The following is an 18,820-nucleotide window of genomic DNA, read 5'->3' as shown; positions in this document are numbered from 1 at the left end:
TTGTTTCACTGTTCAGTTATCAATGTTCTGTGTTGTCTGTGTGACCGGCAACTATGATATCTTATCACAAGCAGTTGTCTTTGTCAACACTTTTTTTAAATTGTTTTAATCGTTTTTATGAACTCTAAATCTCCTAGAGCGGAGTTCATTGTATCATTATTTTCACGATCTGTCAACCTTTTTGAAATGAACTTTAAATCTCATTTCGCCCTCCGCATCTTCAAGTACGCGGTGGATTTAAATAATATCATTTATAATGCAAAGTGTCAACACTTTATATGAAGTTTTTTATGTTTTTTTATTTAAGTACATTTTCATGTTTATTTCGTTTTCCATGTTTGTATATAAAGCTTGTGTTTTTATTGTATTCGGGAACTTTTTCTCTCGAATGCTCTGCCTGGAAACCTTTCTTTTCACTCTGAACCACAGACCGCCAGGTACAGCACTGCTTATACCTGTGCTATACCTGGCGGAATCCTATGAACAGCTGCTTATCAGGATTGCTCTACAGCATTGCAATCACACTTGAGATCAGTTTCAAAATACAGTTGTTATTATATAGAATATTCAGGAAAAGGCTGTTCTCAATCATATCAAATATTGCTTTTCCGCTTTCTCCCTTGGAAAATGCCGTAATCGTCAGAAACAAAATCCACACGACAATCAATCCTTCGCCTAGTCCGGCAACCAGACCAGCCACTTTATTCGCTCCTTTTATGACAGGTATTTCCGTGATAATATCAAGGGTGAAGAGGGTCATACGCAGAAATATCGTAATAATGAGGAAGGCCGCCACAAAGGCCATGGCATTTACAATCAGCCTTGCAATATAGCTGCCTGCAAAATCATAAAACCCGGCAGTCTCCAGCAGTCTGTAGGTCTGCTCGTTGTTATTATCTAAAATCAGGTTTTTCATGACCTTCGGGATGTTATAGCTTTCAACCGCCTGGATCTGCCCCTCAGGAGTGTCCGTATTCACAGTTCCTGCCTCAGATAACAGTTTTTCAGACACCTCGGTCTTAACGATTTGAAATACCGGTGTTTTTTCCTGCAAAAATTCACTGATATAAGGTGTAACGAATAAAACAAGAACAATTGTAAGCACAACGGATACCAGTGAAAACACCGTTCTGAAAAAACCCTGACGATATCCCTTAAAAGCAAGTCCTGCCAGTATTATTACAACTAAAACCGTTAACCAGTTCATGCAATCCCCCCTATTTCAGTCTGATTTTTTCAGTTTCTGATGCGTTTATGATTAGATATTTATTAAAGCCGCTGACCGGTATGACGTCTATTATTTCATTGTCGAAAGCGGAATGGAATTTTTCTATGCCACGGAAATTATAGATACTGCATTCAAGTTCATTAAACAGTACTATTTTTTTTCCTTCTATCTTTATTGTATCATAGTCTCTGTTGAAAGCCTTTTCCATTATTTTCTTGCAATTCAGGTCATAGATCACCATCCTGTATCTATTCTCAATGTCATCATTATCAAATACCAGACCTATATATTCTTCACTATAGAATATGCTTTTAATTTCATCTTTCACTTCTATTTTACCGGAAACCACAGGCTTCTGGCTTCCAACATACAGGGATATCTCATTATCGCCGAACGCCGCTGCTGTTGTGTTGTTCAAAAATTCAACGGATGGCACAACTGTCTTGTCATATTCATATCCGCTCACAAGGTTATCCAGTTCATTCTGTCCAACAGATCCGAAATTATAGAAGGCTATATTGGTCTTGATGACCCCCGAATTCACAAGCAGATAGGATATGGCGAGTTTCTCTCCATCGTTTGATAGCGCTATATCCATAGGATATCCGCTGTTCGACATTGTTGTTTTATTGTCAACGAGGAGCTTGCCTTCTTTGTCATAGAAATTGATCCAGGTTACTTCCCCATCTTCCAGTACCGCTGCAACTACTCCCTGGCTGGAAACCTCAATCTGCTGGATCGGCATCAATGTGTCAATCTCTCCCTGAAGTCCTTCTGCATTGAACACGTAGATGCTGTTGCCTTTTTTATCTCCGATGGCAATATAATTTTCGCATATATCAATAATCGGATTCTGCATTTCATAGGTCTGGTTCCAGAGAGCTGTATTGTCGGCATCCGTACAGGATGCTCCATCCATTCCATATTTAATGATTTTTCCGTTATAGTCTTTGTATTTTGTGGTAGCGGTATCTTTTCGCTCAATACTCGAAATCACTTCATAACTGCTGTAAACCTTGTTCTGCCATGCAAAATACAGGCCGGCTGATGCCGCCGCAGCTATTATGGCAATTATGATAAATTTCAGGAGACTGGATTTTCTGTGTTTTCTAATCTTTTCATCATATTCGTTACCGGTTTCACCAATTCTATTTTTATCTGATACGGCTTTATTCTGTCCGTCTCCATATACGTTTCCTTTTTTTATGTTTCTCAGGACTGGTCCTGTCTTTTTCAAATCTTCACGCCCTTTATTTTAATCTTTTCACAGATTATACCTTATTTCCATCATAATAGCACGCACAAATTTTACCGTTCTTTTTTTCTGCCGGACAGCTTTTGTGAAGTTTCAGCCATCCATTTTTCAGAGTAGAATTCCGAAATTTCAAAGAGGCCGCAGGTCTTGTCGACAATTCCTATGATAAGGCTCTCCAAACTTTTGGGAGGGATGACTGTAAGCGGCCACATATGTTTGAGTATGATGTCTTTTTCCAATTCGCTAAGCATAAAATATTTTTCCGCATTCCTTAAGGCTCTGCGCGGGTGTGTCATTGCATGGAAGCGGTCTCCGGTAATCCCTGCATGAAGCCTCCAGTCGTACAGAAACAGATCATGAAGAAGGCCTGCTCTTGCCGCCGCCCTGGCATCGAGCCGTAAAACCCTGCAGATCAGATAATTGTGGTATGAGACATTCACACAATGCTGAAGGCAGTCTGTATGGCAGTGCTGCTGGTATTTCCTCATTTCCTGCATGACAGGATGCTCTATGATATCCCGCACGGTTTCATAATATTCTTTTTTCCAATCATTTCTAAGCTTTTGTGCTCTTCTCATAACAATATGCTGCATCGGTTGTCCTTCCCCTGATCATGACAGGCTTTTAGATGAAAGGGAAGCTGCATGATATGCAGCTTCCCTCTTTTTTATTATATCTTACAGGCTTTTTACTGTTTTAACTACATTGTCTACTGTGAATCCGAATTTTTCGAAAAGGATGTTAGCAGGTGCACTTGCTCCGAAACCTTTCATGGTTACGTATGCGCCGTCAAGACCAACATATTTGCCCCATCCGAAATCAGCTCCTGCTTCAATCGCAACTCTTTTTCTGACTGCTTTTGGCATAACTGATTCTTTGTATTCATCTGACTGTTTTTCGTAAAGATCCATACATGGCATGCTGACAACCCTTACGTCCATTCCGTCTTTAGCAAGTTCTTCTTTTGCCCTGATCGCAAGCTCAACTTCAGAACCGCTTGCCATTAAGATAGCATCCGGAACTTCTTTCGCCGAATCTTCGATTACATATCCGCCTTTTAAAGCTTCCTTGCTTGCGCCTGCTAATTTAGGCAGATTCTGTCTTGTGAGTGCTAATGCTGTAGGTGTTGTCTTATTTGAAACTGCATAGTACCATGCCACAGCTGTTTCAGTAGCATCTGCTGGTCTGAATACGCTGAAGTTCGGCATAGCCCTTAACATCGCAAGCTGTTCGATCGGTTCATGAGTAGGTCCGTCTTCACCAACACCGATGCTGTCGTGTGTAAGTACATAAGTTAACGGAAGGCCCATGAGTGCTGAAAGTCTTGCCATCGGTTTTACGTAATCAGCAAAAACGAAGAATGTGGAAACATAAGCTTTTAAGCCGCCGTGAAGTGCGATTCCGTTTCCGATTGCTGCCATCGCTAATTCCCTGACACCAAAGTGAAGGTTGCGTCCTGCATAGTCTTCTTTCGAGAAGTCTCCAGCTCCCTTCATTTCAGTTTTGTTAGAAGGTGCTAAATCTGCAGATCCTCCGATAAAGTTTGGAAGAAGATCTTTCAGCTTGTTGATAAGAGCTCCTGAAATGTTACGTGTTGCATCAGGCTTGTCGCTGAATGTCCAGAAGTCTTCATTGTCAAGAATCTTCTCAGCTGCATTTTCATCATAGTACTGATCCCAGAGTTCTTTCATTTCAGGATATTTCGCACTGTAATCAGCAAAGAGCTTGTTCCATTCTTCTTCTTCTCCTGCAAGTTTTTCTACGATTGCATTGTAGTTTGCATAAACTTCTTCAGGAACAAAGAATGGTTCTTTTGAAGGCCATCCGAGGCAGTCTTTCATATCGTCAACGTTATCTGCTCCGAGTGGTTCGCCGTGTGCTGCTGCTTTTCCCTGTTTTGCAGGACATCCGAAGCCGATCTGTGTTTTAACTGTAATCATGGAAGGTCTTGTCTTGTCTGCTTTTGCAGCTTCGATGGCAGCGCCGATTTCTTCCAGGTTGTTTCCATCTTCCACAACTAATGTCTGGAATCCGAAAGCTTCAAAACGCTTCTGAACGTTTTCGGTGAAAGCGATGTCTGTGCTTCCTTCAATGGAGATATTGTTTGAATCATAAAATACGATTAATTTGCTTAATCCTAATGTCCCTGCGAGTGAAAATGCTTCTGAGGAGATACCTTCCATCATACAGCCGTCTCCGCCGAGAACATAGGTGTAATGGTCAACTACATCATAGTTTTCTTTGTTGAATTTAGCTGCCAGATGGGCTTCTGCCATTGCCATACCAACTGACATTGCCATACCTGCGCCAAGAGGTCCTGTTGTAGCTTCAACGCCTACTGTATGTTTGTATTCAGGATGTCCTGGAGTCAGTGAACCCCACTGTCTGAAGTTTTTGATTTCTTCTATGGACAGATTTCCGTATCCGAACATGTGAAGCAGTGAATAAAGGAGCGCTGAGCCGTGTCCCGCTGAGAGAACGAATCTGTCCCTGTTTGCCCACTGTGGATTTTTCGGATTATGTTTCATGTGTTTTGCCCATAATTCGTAAGTAACAGCTGCAGATCCCAATGGAAGTCCAGGGTGTCCGGAATTCGCTTTCTGAACTGCATCTGCTGATAGAACTCGCAGTGCATTTACTGACATACTGTCTATATTAGTATTCATGTATAAATCCTCCTAAATTGACTCTATTGTTTACTGTGTCTTGCTTTAAGCCTCGTTTTGTCAAATTTTTAACAAATTACAGCCTTCCCATTTCTTTTCCAACATGCAATGGGACTTCTGTGGATTATTCTCCGAAAACGCTTTTGTAATCTGCCTGGAATTTTTCAATACCAATATCAGTCAGTGGATGTTTTGTCATCTGCTCGATAACGCTGTAAGGAACTGTTGCAATGTCTGCTCCTGCAAGCGCGCAGTCGATTACGTGGATCGGGTTACGAACACTTGCTGCAATTATTTCTGTTTCGATGCCGTGAACATTGAAGATGTCCGCGATGCTTCTAACTAAATCTATACCAGGCATAGAAATGTCATCTAAACGTCCAAGGAATGGTGATACGTAGGAAGCGCCTGCTCTTGCTGCCAGGAGAGCCTGAGGTGCTGAGAAGATTAATGTTACGTTTGTCTTGATTCCTTCTGCTGTAAGGACTTTAACTGCTTTTAAACCTTCAACAGTCATTGGGATCTTAACTATCATGTTTGGATGGATTGCTGCGATTTCTCTGCCTTCTTTTATCATATTTTCAGCGTCTACAGTTGTTGCTTTCACTTCGCCGCTGATTGGTCCGTCTACGATTGAAGTAATTTCAGTGATAACTTCTTCAAATACTCTTCCTTCTTTTGCTATAAGTGAAGGATTTGTGGTTACCCCACAGATTACTCCCATGTCATTTGCTTTTTTGATATCCTCTACTTTTGCGGTGTCGATAAAAAACTTCATATACATTTCCTCCCTGTAAAAACTATAAGACATATTATATGTCCTCTCGCGGCCATTTTGCCGGATAAATTAATAGGTAATCTATATAAATTTTCCCCTTAAAATCCGTATTGCCGGTGCCAGTTCCTGCATCACGTTGTAATGGAAAAAATTTATAGCATGTAATTATTTTCTTACTTTCAACCTCTGTTCCAAATATCTGCCAAACGCCTTATAATACGGGATTTTCCAACAATTCCGCACATGTCCGGCTCCCTTGGGAAACCGTATCATGGAAAAAGGGGCATACGTTTGTTTGATGCTGCATAATTAACCACCTTTTCGGGCAACATTATACCATATTGTTATTATTCTGGCAATATAGCAAGTCTAAAAACAGGCATGGCATCCTGCTGGATGGTTACGAAATTTATGCTTCTATTTCAGAAATCAGATTCACCATTTCAATCGCGGCAACTGCGCAGTCATATCCCTTGTTTCCTGCTTTTGTTCCTGCACGTTCAATAGCCTGTTCGATATTTTCAGTCGTGAGCACGCCGAACATCACAGGTATGTCGCTGTTCATGGACACTGTTGCGATTCCCTTGGATACTTCGCTGCATACATAGTCATAGTGGGTGGTGCCGCCGCGGATTACCGCCCCAAGGCAGATGATTGCATCATATTTTCCGCTTTTCACCATTTTTGAAGCAATGAGCGGGATTTCAAATGCGCCTGGTACAAGAGCCATCTCGATATTTTCTTCCTTTACGTCATGGCGTCTGAGGCCGTCAAGAGCGCCGTCAACAAGTTTTGAAACGATAAAATCATTGAATCTTGCAGCTACGATACCAACCCTTATTTCTTTTGAAACCAATTTTCCTTCATATACTTTCATCTTTACAATCTCCTTTTATAATTTATAATATGCCGTTGTAATTGTTCGGCCCCCCTGTCACGCGAGGTGTTTTCATGCTGATCTTGCATGAAAACCCAAGTTCTGCATGCGCTAAATTGCTGTTACTGCAATTTGTGTGCATCATCTGTGACTATGAAGGACGTAGTCCTGAATAGTTGCCAATCCGATACTCTTTGTTTAGTAATTCAGGATATGACCCATTTTTTCCTGCTTTGTCTTCAGATAGAACTCGTCATGCTCTGTCAGGGGCATCTGGATCGGCACGCGCTCCACGATCTCAATGCCGAAATCCGAGAGGCCGTATACCTTCTGAGGGTTATTTGTGAGGAGCCTCATTGTTTTCACGCCGAGATCTTTGAGTATCTGTGCACCTATGTAATATTCGCGAAGATCTTCCTCGAATCCCAGGGCGATGTTGGCATCTACCGTGTCGAGGCCTTCGTCCTGAAGGGCATAAGCCCTGAGTTTGTTGATCAGACCGATTCCGCGGCCTTCCTGACGCATATAGAGCATGACTCCGCGTCCTTCTTTTTCTATCTGGTTCATAGCTGCAGCAAACTGCTCGCCACAGTCGCATCGTATTGATCCGAAGGCATCACCGGTCAGACACTCTGAATGCACGCGGCACAATACGTTTTCGCCATCTCCGATTTCTCCCTTCACAAGGGCCACATGATGCTCGCCATTCAATTTGTTTACATAGCCGTATGCTTTGAATTCACCGTATTTTGTAGGCATTTTCGTTACGACCACACGGTCTGCAAGTTTTTCATGCTTCTTGCGGTATTCCTTCAGAGCCCTGATGGTAACGAACTTAAGATCAAACTGCTTTGCAAGCTCAATCAATTCCGGCGTTCTCATCATCGTTCCGTCTTCTTTCATGATTTCACAACAGAGTCCGCACTCCTTTAATCCTGCAAGACGTACAAGATCCAGAGTGGCTTCCGTATGTCCTTCACGCTCTAACACGCCGTGTTCCTTTGCAACGAGCGGAAACATGTGGCCCGGACGTCTGAAGTCTTCCGGCCTGGCATCCTCTTCCACGCATTTGATTGCCGTCACGGAGCGCTCTACAGCAGATATTCCCGTGGTCGTATCTACATGATCGATTGAAACGGTAAATGCTGTTGTATGATTATCCGTGTTGTTTATGGCCATTTGCGGAAACTGGAGTTTCTCTGCAAGCCTTTCGCTCATGGGCATGCAGATCAGACCTTTTCCGTAAGTTGCCATGAAGTTGATGTTTTCTGTTGTGGCAAATTCTGCTGCGCAGATAAAGTCTCCTTCATTTTCCCTGTCTTCATTATCTGTGACCAGTATGATTTTTCCGTTTCTAAGCTCCTCAAGAGCCTCTTCGATCTTATTGTACTGAAACATGTTTTGTCCTCCTTAAAATCCTGCTTTTGCCAGGAATCCCATTGTTATTCCGCTCTGTTTCTGCTCCGCCTGGGGCGGGGCCATGAATTTTTCTATGTATTTCCCGACTATGTCATTTTCCAGATTGACGATGCTTCCTGCCTTTTTATCTCCAAGTATTGTCGCCTTCAACGTATGCGGAATCACGGAAACACTGAAATTCTCTTTGTTTACTGCTGCAACCGTCAGGCTTATGCCGTCGATCGATATGGAGCCTTTTTCTACGATATACCTCATGACCTTCTCTGTTGTCCTGATGGTATACCATACGGCATTGTCGTCTTTCCTTATGTCAGAAACCGTACCTGTACCGTCAATGTGTCCCGAAACCATATGTCCTCCGAAGCGCCCGTCTGCCCTCATGGCTCTTTCCAGATTCACTCGGCTTCCGGATTTAAGCGCTCCCAGCGAGCTGCGGCTCAGGGTTTCGCTCATCACATCTGCCGTAAAGGTATTTCCGCTACATGCAGTCGCTGTAAGGCATACCCCGTTGACTGCCACGCTGTCTCCGATTTTCAGGTCGCTGAAAATCACATTTCCCTTTATTGTAAGGATTGAGGATTTCGCCCCTTTTTTTATAGAAATAATTTCACCCGTTTCTTCAACTATTCCTGTGAACATCTTTTAACACCTCTCCCTCAATCAGGATATCGCTTCCCAGGACCGTTATTTTCCTGTCCCTCAGCATGAATGCCTCCTCAGGAGCTTCGATTCCGGCACCGCCGACCGGCGTTTTTGCATTCCGGCCTCCGAAGATTTTCGGGGCCACATAGGCCTGTACTTTATTGACAATGCCCGCCCGGAGGGCCGAATAATTCAGGGATGCCCCTCCTTCAAGCAGTATGCTGTCTATTTTTTCTTCGCCCAGCTTTACCATCAGCTCCACAAGGTCTATATGGCCTTCTTTTTCACTGATCGTCAGAATTCTGCAGCCGGCATCGGTTAACGGCTTCAGCCTTGCCTGGTCTTCGCAGGTGGTGGCAATGTAAGTCGTGATCTGGTCAGCAGTTCTGACGATATTTGATTCCGTCGGAATCCGGAGCCGGGTGTCGCAGATTATGCGGACCGGATCCCTGCCTCCCAAAATCCTGCAGGTAAGCATCGGATCGTCGGCAATGACAGTTCCTGAACCCGCCATGATTGCCGCATGCCTCAGCCTGGATCTGTGCACATGCTCCCTTGCCTGCCCGCCTGTAATCCACTTTGATTTTCCCGAGTATGTGGCAATCTTGCCGTCCATGGTCATGGCATATTTCATTGTTACGAAAGGGGTCTGGGTTGCGATATAATGAAAAAATATCTCATTCAGCGCCGTGCATTCGTCCTCCAGCACTCCGGTCACGACCTCAATTCCGTTCTCCCTCAGTATCCTTATGCCTTTTCCGCCCACTTTCGGATTCGGATCCTGTGATCCGACAACCACTTTTCTTATACCGCTTTCGATGATCGCTTCCGTGCAGGGAGGCGTCTTTCCGTAATGGCAGCAAGGCTCAAGGGTAACGTACATCACTGCTCCCCCGGGCGGCTCGGTGCAGGCCGCCAGCGCATTCCTTTCTGCATGGAGCTGTCCGTATTTTTCATGGCATCCCATGCCTATTATTTCGCCGTTCTTTACAATCACGGCCCCCACCATTGGGTTGGGATTTACGAAGCCGCTTCCTTTTTCTGCAAGAGAAAGGGCCAGCTTCATATATTCAATTTCATTCATGTCGTACCTCCTTGATCAAGGCTCCTTTTTTGATAAGACAAAAAAATGCCTTGAACATGATTGTTCAAGGCGCCTGTTGGATATACCGTTATATATCACTTTTGTACGTTCTACATGTATTAAAAAACCCTGAAATGATAAACATTTCAGGGGCATAATAACATCTTGATACAGATACCAAAGGTACTCGTGCATACAAAAGTTCATATCTTCTTTCATCCAGACTTTACTGTCGGCTTTGGAATTTCACCAAATCAACCTTTCGGCTCGTGGGCTTTACCACCGGTAGGGAATTGCACCCTGCCCTGAAGATTAATATTCAATTTAGATACATTATATTTTGATACTCAAAGCTTGTCAAGATTTTTCGGGTTTTCTGTGACTTTCTTTAACCTATACTCACTAAAACATCTCGCATGAATCAGGTTGTGAACAGTTCCCCTGTTGTGCCTCTTCCAGAACCATCTGCCTGTAACCGAGATGTTCGTAACCGCTTCGCAGATACATGCATTCCGCTGAGGTATTCGTTTCCGTGATTTCAAGACGGAATCGTTTTGCCTTTCCCTGAAATTCCTTTCTGATGAATGCAAGGAATCCCTTTCCAAGACCGGCCCCTCTGAATCTCTCTCTGATATACAGTTCCTCGATCCAGACGACCAGCCCTCCAGCCTCATTTGAAAATGTCAGGCTGATCTGGGCATAACCTGCTGTTTCACCGTCTTTCTCAATAATATAAGCCTTCGCATAAGGAGATCCTGACATTACCTCATCGAACGTGTTGACAATATTTTCATGCGGTATGCTGTGCTGGACAGCATCGGAATTGAAAAATGCCTCCACCATCGATATGAATGCCTTCCTGTCATTTTCCCTTAATTCCCGAATCATACTCAACTTCCTTTCTGCTGTCATTTCAGACCAAACGACGCTATAATGCCCTGAAATTCCGGTGAATAGGCAAATCCATAAAGGATATCCGCTCTGCCTGTTCCATTGGCCATTCTGTCCAGATGGTAGTCCAGTCCGCCCTGATCATAATCCCTGCCCATGAATGTACGGTACAGTATCTTTACATAGGCCTCATCCGAAAGATTCTTATTCTCAAATTCCGGAGAAAATATGAAATTCTGCGCAGCCTGAACCGGCGTCACTCTTCCGTTCAGAAGTGCATCAGCATAATATTCCAGTCCTGCTGTTTCTGCTTCTCTGCCGAGTGCTTCAGTGTACATCCGGCTTACGAACATTGTAAGACCCGGATTCTGGCTTCTTGCATCTGTCAGTATCTTGTCTCCGCGGTCTATGCCATAAGAATCACATATACCGGTGTATTCAGCTGACATTACAAAGCTTTGGAAGACGTATTCCCTGGAAACTCCACCATTCAGGAGACCAATCCAGTGATCTAAACCGCCTGCATCAGCTTCCCTGTTCATCATTGTCTGATACAGCACTTTCACATATGCCTCGTTGTCCAGTGCCCTGTTTATGAATTCCGGACTGAAGAGGAATCCGTAGCTGACATCCGCACCTGTTATGCTCCTGTTCGACAAAAGGTTGACATAATAGTTGATTTCGTCAGTGCCCGCTGTTCTGCCAAGTGCCAGTTCATACATTCTTGACACGAAAGCACCTATTTCGTTGGATGCCAGGAATCTTCTTGCTGTTACCAGCCGGCTTCTGTATGATCCTTCAAGGGTGGCAATTCTGACCGCATCTCCCGTACGGGGAGCATGAATAAATTTGTCATATCCCAGATATATTCCTACATGGGACACGCTTGTTCCTCCCACGGTGGAAGCAAAACACAGTATATCTCCGGGCTGCAGGCTGTCCGGTTCTGCTTCTGTTCCAGCTGTTGCCTGGCTGCCAGATACTCTCGGTATCGTTATGCCCATTTTCTTATATACTGCCTGCACGAACCCTGAGCAGTCATAGGCATCAGGTCCCCCAGCTGCGTATACATAGGGCTTGCCTGCCTCATTCATTGCATAGGTGATAAGCATTCTCTGATCAGCGGTTATCGCCCCTGATGAAAGAAACGCATCCGTTTCCGAGGACAATTCCGTTATACTGCAGACAGCCGTTTCTCCAACAGCGCCTGTGCTGTCGACAGCTCTTGCCTGAATGGTCACATTATGGCCTGCGTACAGGATCAGTACAGAGGAGGATCTGAGGGCCACACTCGTTACCGTAATCCATTCGCCAGTATTCGTTAATCCAACGTGACTCTCATCGGTTATTTTATACTGATAAGTACCATCTGCATTTGCCTGGAACGTAAACTGAACCTTTCCTACTGCCGCTTTTCCGGTACTGTCGTATTCGAATTCTTTTACAGCCGTCGGCGCACTCAGACTTCCTCCTGCTGCAAATGACGTACCTGGTACCATCGTAAGCAGAACTACGATAAAAAGCATTCCTGACAGTGTTCTCTTGATCGTCTTTCCTATTCCCATGTCTCCTCCTTCAGCTGAATTGTTATGATGTTTCATGCCATTTCTGTTAAGTGGTTTTTAATCATTATAAGATAAATAAGGCCAGTATTCCAGTCTGTATGAAAGCGGAGCATTTTTAATTCATAGGAAATCCGAGGAATTTCCTATGAATTTTTAAAAAAGGAGCAGATCATGACATCCTCATGATCCGCTCCTGGTCTTGGCAGAACTCTGTTTCTATATATGTAAGCCGAATCAGCTTCTAGATTGTGACCCTGCCTTCCAGTGCTCTCAGAAGCGTCACTTCGTCAATATACTCAAGATCGCCGCCTACCGGAACTCCGCTTGCAATCCTGCTTACCCTGATTCCTGTCGGTTTGACGAGCTTGCTGATATACATGGCCGTCGTCTCACCCTCAAGGCTTGAATTGGTGGCAATGATTACTTCGTTGACGTCTTCCTGAAGACGCTGCATAAGTTCTTTCAGTTTAATATCGTTTGGTCCTATTCCCAGCATTGGTGAAATAGCTCCATGAAGGACATGGTATACGCCTTCGTATTTTCCCGTTTTTTCATAGGCTGCAAGGTCCCTGGTATTTTCGACTACCATAATCGTCTTCTGGTCACGTTTCGGATTGCTGCATATCGGGCACATCTCTTTGTCCGTAAGGGTGCAGCACTGCTTGCAGTAACGGATATTATTTTTCGCATCGACCATGGATCTGGCCAGACCTTCTACCTGATCTTTTGGCATGTTGATGATATGAAATGCAAGCCTCTGGGCAGTTTTTGCCCCGATGCCCGGCAGTCTTGACAGTTCTTCAATCAGCTTGCTGATCTGTCCGCTATAATAATCCATTAGAAAGGAAACCCTCCTCCGAGTCCGCCCATTCCGCCTGTGATTTTAGCCATGGATGCCTGCGACAGTTCTTCCATCTGCCTTAACGCTTCATTGGTTGCTGCCATGATAAGGTCTTCTAACATTTCAATATCATCCGGATCTACAACTTCCGGTGCTAATTTTACCTTTGTTATTTCTTTTTCTCCTGAAACAGTTACCTCTACAGCTCCGCCGCCTGCTGATGCAGTGATTTCCTTAGATTTAAGTTCCTGTGTGGTTTCCTCCATCTGCTTCTGCATCTTCTGCGCCTGCTTCATCAGGTTGTTCATATTTCCAGGCATTCCGCCCGCGAATCCTCCACGTTTTGCCATTACTATTTCCTCCTTTATTCTTCTACCGTAATTTCCATATTAATCGTTTCTTTAAAAAGCTTTTCTATATCCACATAACTGTTTTCGAATGATTTTCCTTTCTCCATTGAGCGGAATTCAACCTCGACAGTTTTGTTGATTTTACCTGCTATGACCTCTTCTAGTTCCCTTTTATGGTCTTCCGTATTCAGGAATCCTTCCCGCGTGGGATCCTCCGCTATTACCAGCAGCTTGTTGTCCCCTCCAAGGCTCAGCCTTGAAGTTCTCAGAATTCCCTTTATCGGATTCATCGAATCCGGCGCACTGTTAATAATGCTCTTCCAGTTCATGGCGACCTGCTTGATCTCCTCTGGAACGGCTTTCAGCATTTCAGGATCCAGCTTCTTTTTCTCTCCCGCCGCATGCGAAACCCCTGCTGAACCGTCCGGTCCGCCGGCATATTGCGTGCTGCTTCCCGCTTCACTGGCAGGCGCTGCTGTTATCACACCGTCTTCGAGCTGCTTCTCTATGCTCCTGATTCTGTCCAGCAATGAACCCATATCGGTCTCCATTGCGGGCTTACACAGCTTTACAAGCGCTATTTCTATCTGAACCCTCTTCTGGCTTGCATACTTGATCTGACCTGAAAGTTCCGAAAAAATCCTGATATATCTCATAAGGGTATCAACATCAGTCTGTTCAGCCTGCTCCTTTAAGCGGACAAGGCTGTCGCTTGAAACGTCAATCACGTCTTCTATATTATCAGAAGTTTTTACTAAGAGCAAGTTTCTCATATACCAGGTGAAATCCACCACGAACTGCCCAAGTTCCCGGCCCTGGATAATAAGTTTTTCCAGTCCGCCGATCAGTGACGTGACATCCTTCTTCAGGACTCCGTCAAGAAATCTGCTGAATACTTCCGTATCCACGGCGCCAAGCACTTCCAGAACATTGTCGTAGGTCAGCGACTCTCCCAGGTAAAACGCGATGCACTGGTCAAGAAGGCTCAGCGCATCTCGCATAGAGCCGTCCGCTGCCTTTGCGACGTAGCGAATGGCTCTTTCTTCAACCTCTATTTTTTCTTCTTTCATCAGTTCGCTCAGACGGTCTGAAATGATGTCTATGGTAATCCTTCTGAAATCATATCTCTGGCATCTCGACAGAATTGTTATGGGAATCTTGTGGACTTCCGTCGTCGCCAGTATGAAAATGACATATGGCGGGGGCTCCTCCAATGTTTTCAGAAGCGCATTGAAAGCGCCTGTCGAGAGCATATGGACCTCGTCAATGATATAGACCTTATATTTTCCTTCGGTCGGCGAATAGGCGACCTCATCCCTGATCTCCCTGATGTTGTCAACGCCGTTATTGGAAGCTGCATCAATTTCAATAACGTTCATTGAAGTCCCGCCGCCTATGGTTCTGCATGTCGCACATTCATTGCACGGGCTCCCATCCACCGGGCTCTGGCAATTGACGGCCTTCGCAAAGATCTTTGCGACTGTTGTCTTTCCAGTCCCCCTTGTTCCGCAGAATAAATATGCATGACCTACCCTGTCCGCCTTAATCTGGTTTTTTAATGTTGTAACTATATGATCCTGGCCTTTTACATCTTCGAATTCAGCCGGTCTCCATTTTCTATATAAGGCAGTATAAGCCATTTTAACCCTTCCTATCTATCAGTCGCCAAAGGTTATCCCAACGAGCTTTGCCTCTTTTATAATCGGCGCATCCGGCTCGACATATCTCAGCTTTCCTGCTACTTCCTCTAATGGTACCCTGGTCGTCCTATCATTCTTTATTCCTATCATATATCCGTAATCATCCTTCATGATGAGTTCAGCTGCCGCTGCGCCAAGTCTTGTGGACAGTACTCTGTCAAAAGGACATGGCGGGCCGCCCCTCTGCATGTGTCCCGGAACTGTTATCCTGATTTCCTGTCCGGTCTTTTCCTGTATCTGGGCACCCAGTTCATATGATATTGACGGGTATATGCGTTTGCTTCTTTTTTCCTTCAGCTCTTTCTTTGACAGCTTTGCGTCCTCCTTGGAGATGGCGCCTTCTGCCACGGCCAGAATTGAAAATCTCTTTCCCTGATCCGCTCTCTTTTTTATTGCAGCTGCAACCGAATCGATATCATATGGTATTTCCGGAATCAAAATTATATCCGCACCTCCGGCAATACCTGCGTGGAGCGTAAGCCATCCCACCTTGTGTCCCATGATCTCAACAATGAAAACCCTTCCGTGGGAAGCTGCCGTCGTATGGATACAGTCGATTGCATTTGTAGCTATCTCGATCGCACTATGGAATCCGAATGTCAGATCTGTCCCCCAAAGATCATTATCTATGGTCTTTGGCAGGGTTATAACATTCAACCCCTCTTCTCTTAAGAGATTTGCAGTTTTGTGGGATCCGTTTCCGCCAAGAATTACAAGTCCGTTCAGTTTAAGCTTCCTGTAGTTCTCCTTCATAGCCTCGACCTTGTCAAGACCGTTTGCATCGGGAACCCTCATAAGCTTGAATGGCTGTCTGGATGTTCCTAAGATGGTTCCTCCTTCTGTAAGGATACCAGAGAAATCAGACGGCTTCATTATCCTGTAGTTGTTATAGATCAACCCTTTGTAGCCTTCCTGGAATCCATAGATCTCAACCTCTTCCAGATTCCCGTAAAGAGTCTTTGCCACGCTTCGCATAGTCGCATTAAGGCTCTGGCAATCTCCACCGCTCGTTAACATTCCGATTCTTTTCATCCTGAACACTCCCTCTTTATGGCTACCCAAAGCAACGGGGTTTTCAGCCTATCTGTTAAGTCCCACAACCTGTGAGTAATGATCCTGTACAGTGCAAAAAACATAGCTTAATTATATATTATTTTAAAAATTAACTCAATACGTTTATTTTTCTTTTGCTATTTCCGAAAAATGTGTTATAATGATTTAGTGATTTTCCTAACAATCAAAAACAGGGAAATTTCACATGATTTGGAGGATTGTCCGAGAGGCCGAAGGTGCGAAACTCGAAATTTCGTGTCGGTGGTGAGCCGACCTAGGGTTCGAATCCCTAATCCTCCGTTATAAGATTATAGAGCATCATGCCAGGATTTCGATCCTGCAGCATGATGCTCTTTTTTAAATGTACTTCCCTATGACGATTAGCGTGTCAATTCCCCATGCGCCCATCGCACCACTATGAATGAAAACTGGTAGAAACGTTTTCATAATAAAAGCCCTCTTGTAACGTCCGGCTTCATCAATTTGCACATCCGCACTCTATTACACAGTGATGCAAAACATGATTCAATGAGCAGCTTTATGAAGACGTTGGCACTTGGGCTGCGTATTTTGCAGCCCTACGTACCACTACGGCTTCATCTAAGCGAGAGCGCGCTGCGAATGAACATGTTTTGCATCACGTCCTAATTGCAAACCCCTGTGCAAATTGACGAATTTTCTATAAATAAAAAAACTGCCGCATCCTGACCTTACGGTTCATTCAGCCACAGCTTCCTATTCATTATATTAAATTCCGTGCGTCCTGCTTTGAATTCCTACCACAAACGTTACCTCTACAGTTAGCTCGGCCCAGGCTACCTCACGGCACACAAAAGGTTTCACTTAGTGCTGCTTCATTCCTGACCTGACACGATTCATGAATTTTTGTTGCGCGAGACCCAGACGTCAACACCACTTATAAAGGGCAGCTCTGCAGTAAAAAACCCGGGGCAGGACATCACCCCCACTATAGCGGATTGTAGGTACAGGGCACCGCTGACTCCCCGGCTGCACGGAAACTTTATGACAATCTAAGTACATTCCTGATACGGAATGCAGGCTTAAGTATAGCCTGTTTTTTATTTTTTGTCAATCAAATTCTACTGTTGTGCTTTTTCCTGATATTCTGCTTCCCTTTTCTTATGCTCTTCCTTCGCTTTTTTGTTTCTTTGCCTCAACTCCCTGAAAAATCTTTGAAGCATATCCGTGCATTCTTCTTCCAGCACGCCTTTTCGTATCTCCACCTGGTGGTTGAATTCTTCCATCTGCAGAAGATTCAGGATCGAGCCTGCGCATCCTGCCTTCGGATTCATGCTTCCGATGACGACTTCCTTGATCCTCGCCTGCACAATCGCCCCGGAGCACATCTGGCATGGTTCCAGCGTGACATACATCGTGCAGTCTTCAAGTCTCCAGTCACCCATTTTTTTGCTTGCCTTTCGAATGGCAAGTATTTCTGCATGGGAGAGTGTGTTTTTATCCGTGTTCCTTCGATTGTAACCTCTTCCAATGATTTTATCGTTATATACAATGACGCAGCCTATCGGGACTTCTCCCAGCTTATAGGCCTTTTTTGCCTGTTTGATGGCTTCCTTCATGTATTTTTCACATGACTCCATTGATCTCTGACGCCCTTTCATACTATAAATAAAAAACTTTCATAAAACATCATTTTGACTTATAATCAAAATAAGATGGCGGCCTTGTGGCTGCCAAAATGATATCCATATACTATTCGACTATACTTTACCACAGATAGGTGATTTAATGCAAATTCATGGTTTTAATAAAACAACTTTACTTGATTATCCAGGCCATCTGGCTGCAACCATTTTCCTCGGCGGGTGCAACTTCAGATGCCCGTTCTGCCACAACAGCGGTCTTGTGCTGGATCCGGGATCAGAACCGGTGATTCCGGAAGATGAGGTCCTCAGTTACCTGAAGAAAAGACGCGGAATCCTCGAGGGAGTCTGTATCACCGGGGGCGAGCCGTCCCTTGAAAGCGGACTGGCTGATTTTCTGAGGAAAATAAAGGAGCTCGGCTATAAAATAAAGCTCGACACCAACGGATACAGACCGGAAACGATTGAAGCCCTCCTGGCGGAGCACCTTCTGGACCATATTGCAATGGATATAAAATCCTCACCGGAAGGATATCCTCTCGCAAGCGGAATAAAGGATATCGACATCGGCCGAATTGACCGCTCCATTTTCCTGATCATGAACTCTGGAATTGATTACGAATTCCGTACGACAGTCGTAAAAGAACTGCATTCCGCCGGGGATATGGAATCCATCGGCCATTGGTTAAAGGGATGCCAAGCTTATTATCTGCAGAATTACAAGGACTCTGAGTCCGTCATCAGTCCGGGCTTCCATTCCTGTACCCGCGAAGAGCTCGAAAACTTCCGCAATATCCTTTTGAAAAACATGGAAAAAGTGGAGCTGCGGGGAGTCGACTGATTTTCTCA

At 44.5% G+C, this 18,820-nt stretch carries 17 protein-coding genes, 1 tRNA gene, 1 other RNA gene and 1 riboswitch; of the genes, 2 read left to right on the top strand and 17 right to left on the bottom strand.

What is annotated here, in order from left to right; all coding sequences use genetic code 11:
• Positions 1 to 505: 505 nt before the first annotated feature.
• The 15 genes from BJR36_RS17040 to BJR36_RS16970 all read right to left on the bottom strand — a co-directional run bounded on the left by BJR36_RS17040 (position 506) and on the right by BJR36_RS16970 (position 16,328).
• Entirely contained in the window at positions 506 to 1,207 is a 702-nt protein-coding gene (locus BJR36_RS17040) for a CvpA family protein (RefSeq protein WP_091236567.1), read from the bottom strand.
• Positions 1,208 to 1,217: 10 nt separating this feature from the next.
• Positions 1,218 to 2,465 carry a DUF5711 family protein gene (locus BJR36_RS17035; protein WP_091236565.1) on the bottom strand — a complete coding sequence of 416 codons (1,248 nt, stop codon included), beginning with the start codon at positions 2,463 to 2,465 and terminating at the stop codon, positions 1,218 to 1,220.
• Positions 2,466 to 2,536: 71 nt separating this feature from the next.
• On the bottom strand, positions 2,537 to 3,061 hold the full coding sequence (locus BJR36_RS17030) for a phosphohydrolase (protein WP_207648898.1): 525 nt from the start codon (positions 3,059 to 3,061) through the stop codon (positions 2,537 to 2,539).
• A 99-nt stretch (positions 3,062 to 3,160) separates the two neighbouring features.
• Positions 3,161 to 5,149, bottom strand: coding sequence for a transketolase (tkt, locus tag BJR36_RS17025; RefSeq protein WP_091236563.1), 1,989 nt, complete (start codon positions 5,147 to 5,149; stop codon positions 3,161 to 3,163).
• A gap of 124 nt (positions 5,150 to 5,273) precedes the next feature.
• On the bottom strand, positions 5,274 to 5,927 hold the full coding sequence (gene fsa, locus BJR36_RS17020) for a fructose-6-phosphate aldolase (RefSeq protein WP_091236560.1): 654 nt from the start codon (positions 5,925 to 5,927) through the stop codon (positions 5,274 to 5,276).
• Positions 5,928 to 6,336: 409 nt separating this feature from the next.
• Positions 6,337 to 6,804 (bottom strand): 6,7-dimethyl-8-ribityllumazine synthase, encoded by a 468-nt coding sequence (gene ribH / locus BJR36_RS17015; RefSeq protein ID WP_091236558.1) that lies wholly within the window; start codon positions 6,802 to 6,804, stop codon positions 6,337 to 6,339.
• 198 nt (positions 6,805 to 7,002) lie between these two features.
• A complete protein-coding gene (locus BJR36_RS17010; RefSeq protein WP_091236556.1) occupies positions 7,003 to 8,202 on the bottom strand; it encodes a bifunctional 3,4-dihydroxy-2-butanone-4-phosphate synthase/GTP cyclohydrolase II in 1,200 nt (399 codons plus the stop codon).
• 12 nt (positions 8,203 to 8,214) lie between these two features.
• The gene (gene ribE, locus BJR36_RS17005; protein ID WP_091236554.1) at positions 8,215 to 8,862 is read right to left on the bottom strand and encodes a riboflavin synthase; all 648 of its coding nucleotides are present in this window, start codon (positions 8,860 to 8,862) and stop codon (positions 8,215 to 8,217) included.
• The gene (gene ribD / locus BJR36_RS17000) at positions 8,843 to 9,949 is read right to left on the bottom strand and encodes a bifunctional diaminohydroxyphosphoribosylaminopyrimidine deaminase/5-amino-6-(5-phosphoribosylamino)uracil reductase RibD (RefSeq protein ID WP_091236552.1); all 1,107 of its coding nucleotides are present in this window, start codon (positions 9,947 to 9,949) and stop codon (positions 8,843 to 8,845) included. The genes ribE and ribD overlap by 20 nt, the downstream gene beginning before the upstream one ends.
• A gap of 203 nt (positions 9,950 to 10,152) precedes the next feature.
• A riboswitch (FMN riboswitch) is annotated at positions 10,153 to 10,266 on the bottom strand.
• Positions 10,267 to 10,351: 85 nt separating this feature from the next.
• A complete protein-coding gene (locus BJR36_RS16995; protein ID WP_091236550.1) occupies positions 10,352 to 10,837 on the bottom strand; it encodes a GNAT family N-acetyltransferase in 486 nt (161 codons plus the stop codon).
• Positions 10,838 to 10,857: 20 nt separating this feature from the next.
• Positions 10,858 to 12,405, bottom strand: coding sequence for a DUF4214 domain-containing protein (locus tag BJR36_RS16990; RefSeq protein ID WP_169823763.1), 1,548 nt, complete (start codon positions 12,403 to 12,405; stop codon positions 10,858 to 10,860).
• Between the two features lie 241 nt (positions 12,406 to 12,646).
• Positions 12,647 to 13,243 (bottom strand): recombination mediator RecR, encoded by a 597-nt coding sequence (gene recR / locus BJR36_RS16985; RefSeq protein WP_091236547.1) that lies wholly within the window; start codon positions 13,241 to 13,243, stop codon positions 12,647 to 12,649.
• On the bottom strand, positions 13,243 to 13,596 hold the full coding sequence (locus tag BJR36_RS16980) for a YbaB/EbfC family nucleoid-associated protein (RefSeq protein WP_091236546.1): 354 nt from the start codon (positions 13,594 to 13,596) through the stop codon (positions 13,243 to 13,245). Before BJR36_RS16980 ends, recR begins: the two co-directional genes overlap by 1 nt.
• Positions 13,597 to 13,610: 14 nt before the next feature.
• Complete coding sequence (dnaX, locus tag BJR36_RS16975) at positions 13,611 to 15,236, bottom strand: DNA polymerase III subunit gamma/tau (RefSeq protein WP_091236544.1); 1,626 nt, start codon at positions 15,234 to 15,236, stop codon at positions 13,611 to 13,613.
• 18 nt (positions 15,237 to 15,254) lie between these two features.
• Positions 15,255 to 16,328, bottom strand: coding sequence for a 6-phosphofructokinase (locus tag BJR36_RS16970; RefSeq protein ID WP_091236542.1), 1,074 nt, complete (start codon positions 16,326 to 16,328; stop codon positions 15,255 to 15,257).
• A 233-nt stretch (positions 16,329 to 16,561) separates the two neighbouring features.
• Here BJR36_RS16970 and BJR36_RS20435 point away from each other — a divergent pair.
• Positions 16,562 to 16,649: transfer RNA gene (locus BJR36_RS20435), tRNA-Ser, on the top strand.
• Positions 16,650 to 17,103: 454 nt separating this feature from the next.
• Here BJR36_RS20435 and ffs read toward each other — a convergent pair.
• Positions 17,104 to 17,365: signal recognition particle sRNA large type (gene ffs, locus BJR36_RS16965), an RNA gene on the bottom strand.
• 84 nt (positions 17,366 to 17,449) lie between these two features.
• Positions 17,450 to 17,968: a tRNA adenosine(34) deaminase TadA gene (gene tadA / locus BJR36_RS16960; RefSeq protein ID WP_091236540.1), complete on the bottom strand. Its 519-nt coding sequence runs from the start codon at positions 17,966 to 17,968 to the stop codon at positions 17,450 to 17,452.
• Positions 17,969 to 18,116: 148 nt separating this feature from the next.
• Between tadA and BJR36_RS16955 the strand changes: the two genes are divergently transcribed.
• Entirely contained in the window at positions 18,117 to 18,812 is a 696-nt protein-coding gene (locus tag BJR36_RS16955) for an anaerobic ribonucleoside-triphosphate reductase activating protein (protein ID WP_091236539.1), read from the top strand.
• The last annotated feature ends 8 nt before the right edge of the window (positions 18,813 to 18,820 follow it).

The sequence above is a fragment of the Anaerobium acetethylicum genome (assembly GCF_900096945.1).
Lineage (GTDB): Bacteria > Bacillota > Clostridia > Lachnospirales > Lachnospiraceae > Anaerobium > Anaerobium acetethylicum.
The sequence above is the reverse complement of the archived record's forward strand: the minus strand, read 5'-3'. Positions and strand labels throughout refer to the sequence as shown.

Coding starts and splice junctions, on each gene's coding strand:
- BJR36_RS17040 (WP_091236567.1), bottom strand. CDS start 1,207: ATGAACTGGTTAACGGTTTTAGTTGTAATAATACTGGCAGGACTTGCT.
- BJR36_RS17030 (WP_207648898.1), bottom strand. CDS start 3,061: ATGAGAAGAGCACAAAAGCTTAGAAATGATTGGAAAAAAGAATATTAT.
- tkt (WP_091236563.1), bottom strand. CDS start 5,149: ATGAATACTAATATAGACAGTATGTCAGTAAATGCACTGCGAGTTCTA.
- fsa (WP_091236560.1), bottom strand. CDS start 5,927: ATGAAGTTTTTTATCGACACCGCAAAAGTAGAGGATATCAAAAAAGCA.
- ribH (WP_091236558.1), bottom strand. CDS start 6,804: ATGAAAGTATATGAAGGAAAATTGGTTTCAAAAGAAATAAGGGTTGGT.
- BJR36_RS17010 (WP_091236556.1), bottom strand. CDS start 8,202: ATGTTTCAGTACAATAAGATCGAAGAGGCTCTTGAGGAGCTTAGAAAC.
- ribE (WP_091236554.1), bottom strand. CDS start 8,862: ATGTTCACAGGAATAGTTGAAGAAACGGGTGAAATTATTTCTATAAAA.
- ribD (WP_091236552.1), bottom strand. CDS start 9,949: ATGAATGAAATTGAATATATGAAGCTGGCCCTTTCTCTTGCAGAAAAA.
- BJR36_RS16995 (WP_091236550.1), bottom strand. CDS start 10,837: ATGATTCGGGAATTAAGGGAAAATGACAGGAAGGCATTCATATCGATG.
- BJR36_RS16990 (WP_169823763.1), bottom strand. CDS start 12,405: ATGGGAATAGGAAAGACGATCAAGAGAACACTGTCAGGAATGCTTTTT.
- recR (WP_091236547.1), bottom strand. CDS start 13,243: ATGGATTATTATAGCGGACAGATCAGCAAGCTGATTGAAGAACTGTCA.
- BJR36_RS16980 (WP_091236546.1), bottom strand. CDS start 13,596: ATGGCAAAACGTGGAGGATTCGCGGGCGGAATGCCTGGAAATATGAAC.
- dnaX (WP_091236544.1), bottom strand. CDS start 15,236: ATGGCTTATACTGCCTTATATAGAAAATGGAGACCGGCTGAATTCGAA.
- BJR36_RS16970 (WP_091236542.1), bottom strand. CDS start 16,328: ATGAAAAGAATCGGAATGTTAACGAGCGGTGGAGATTGCCAGAGCCTT.
- tadA (WP_091236540.1), bottom strand. CDS start 17,968: ATGGAGTCATGTGAAAAATACATGAAGGAAGCCATCAAACAGGCAAAA.
- BJR36_RS16955 (WP_091236539.1), top strand. CDS start 18,117: ATGCAAATTCATGGTTTTAATAAAACAACTTTACTTGATTATCCAGGC.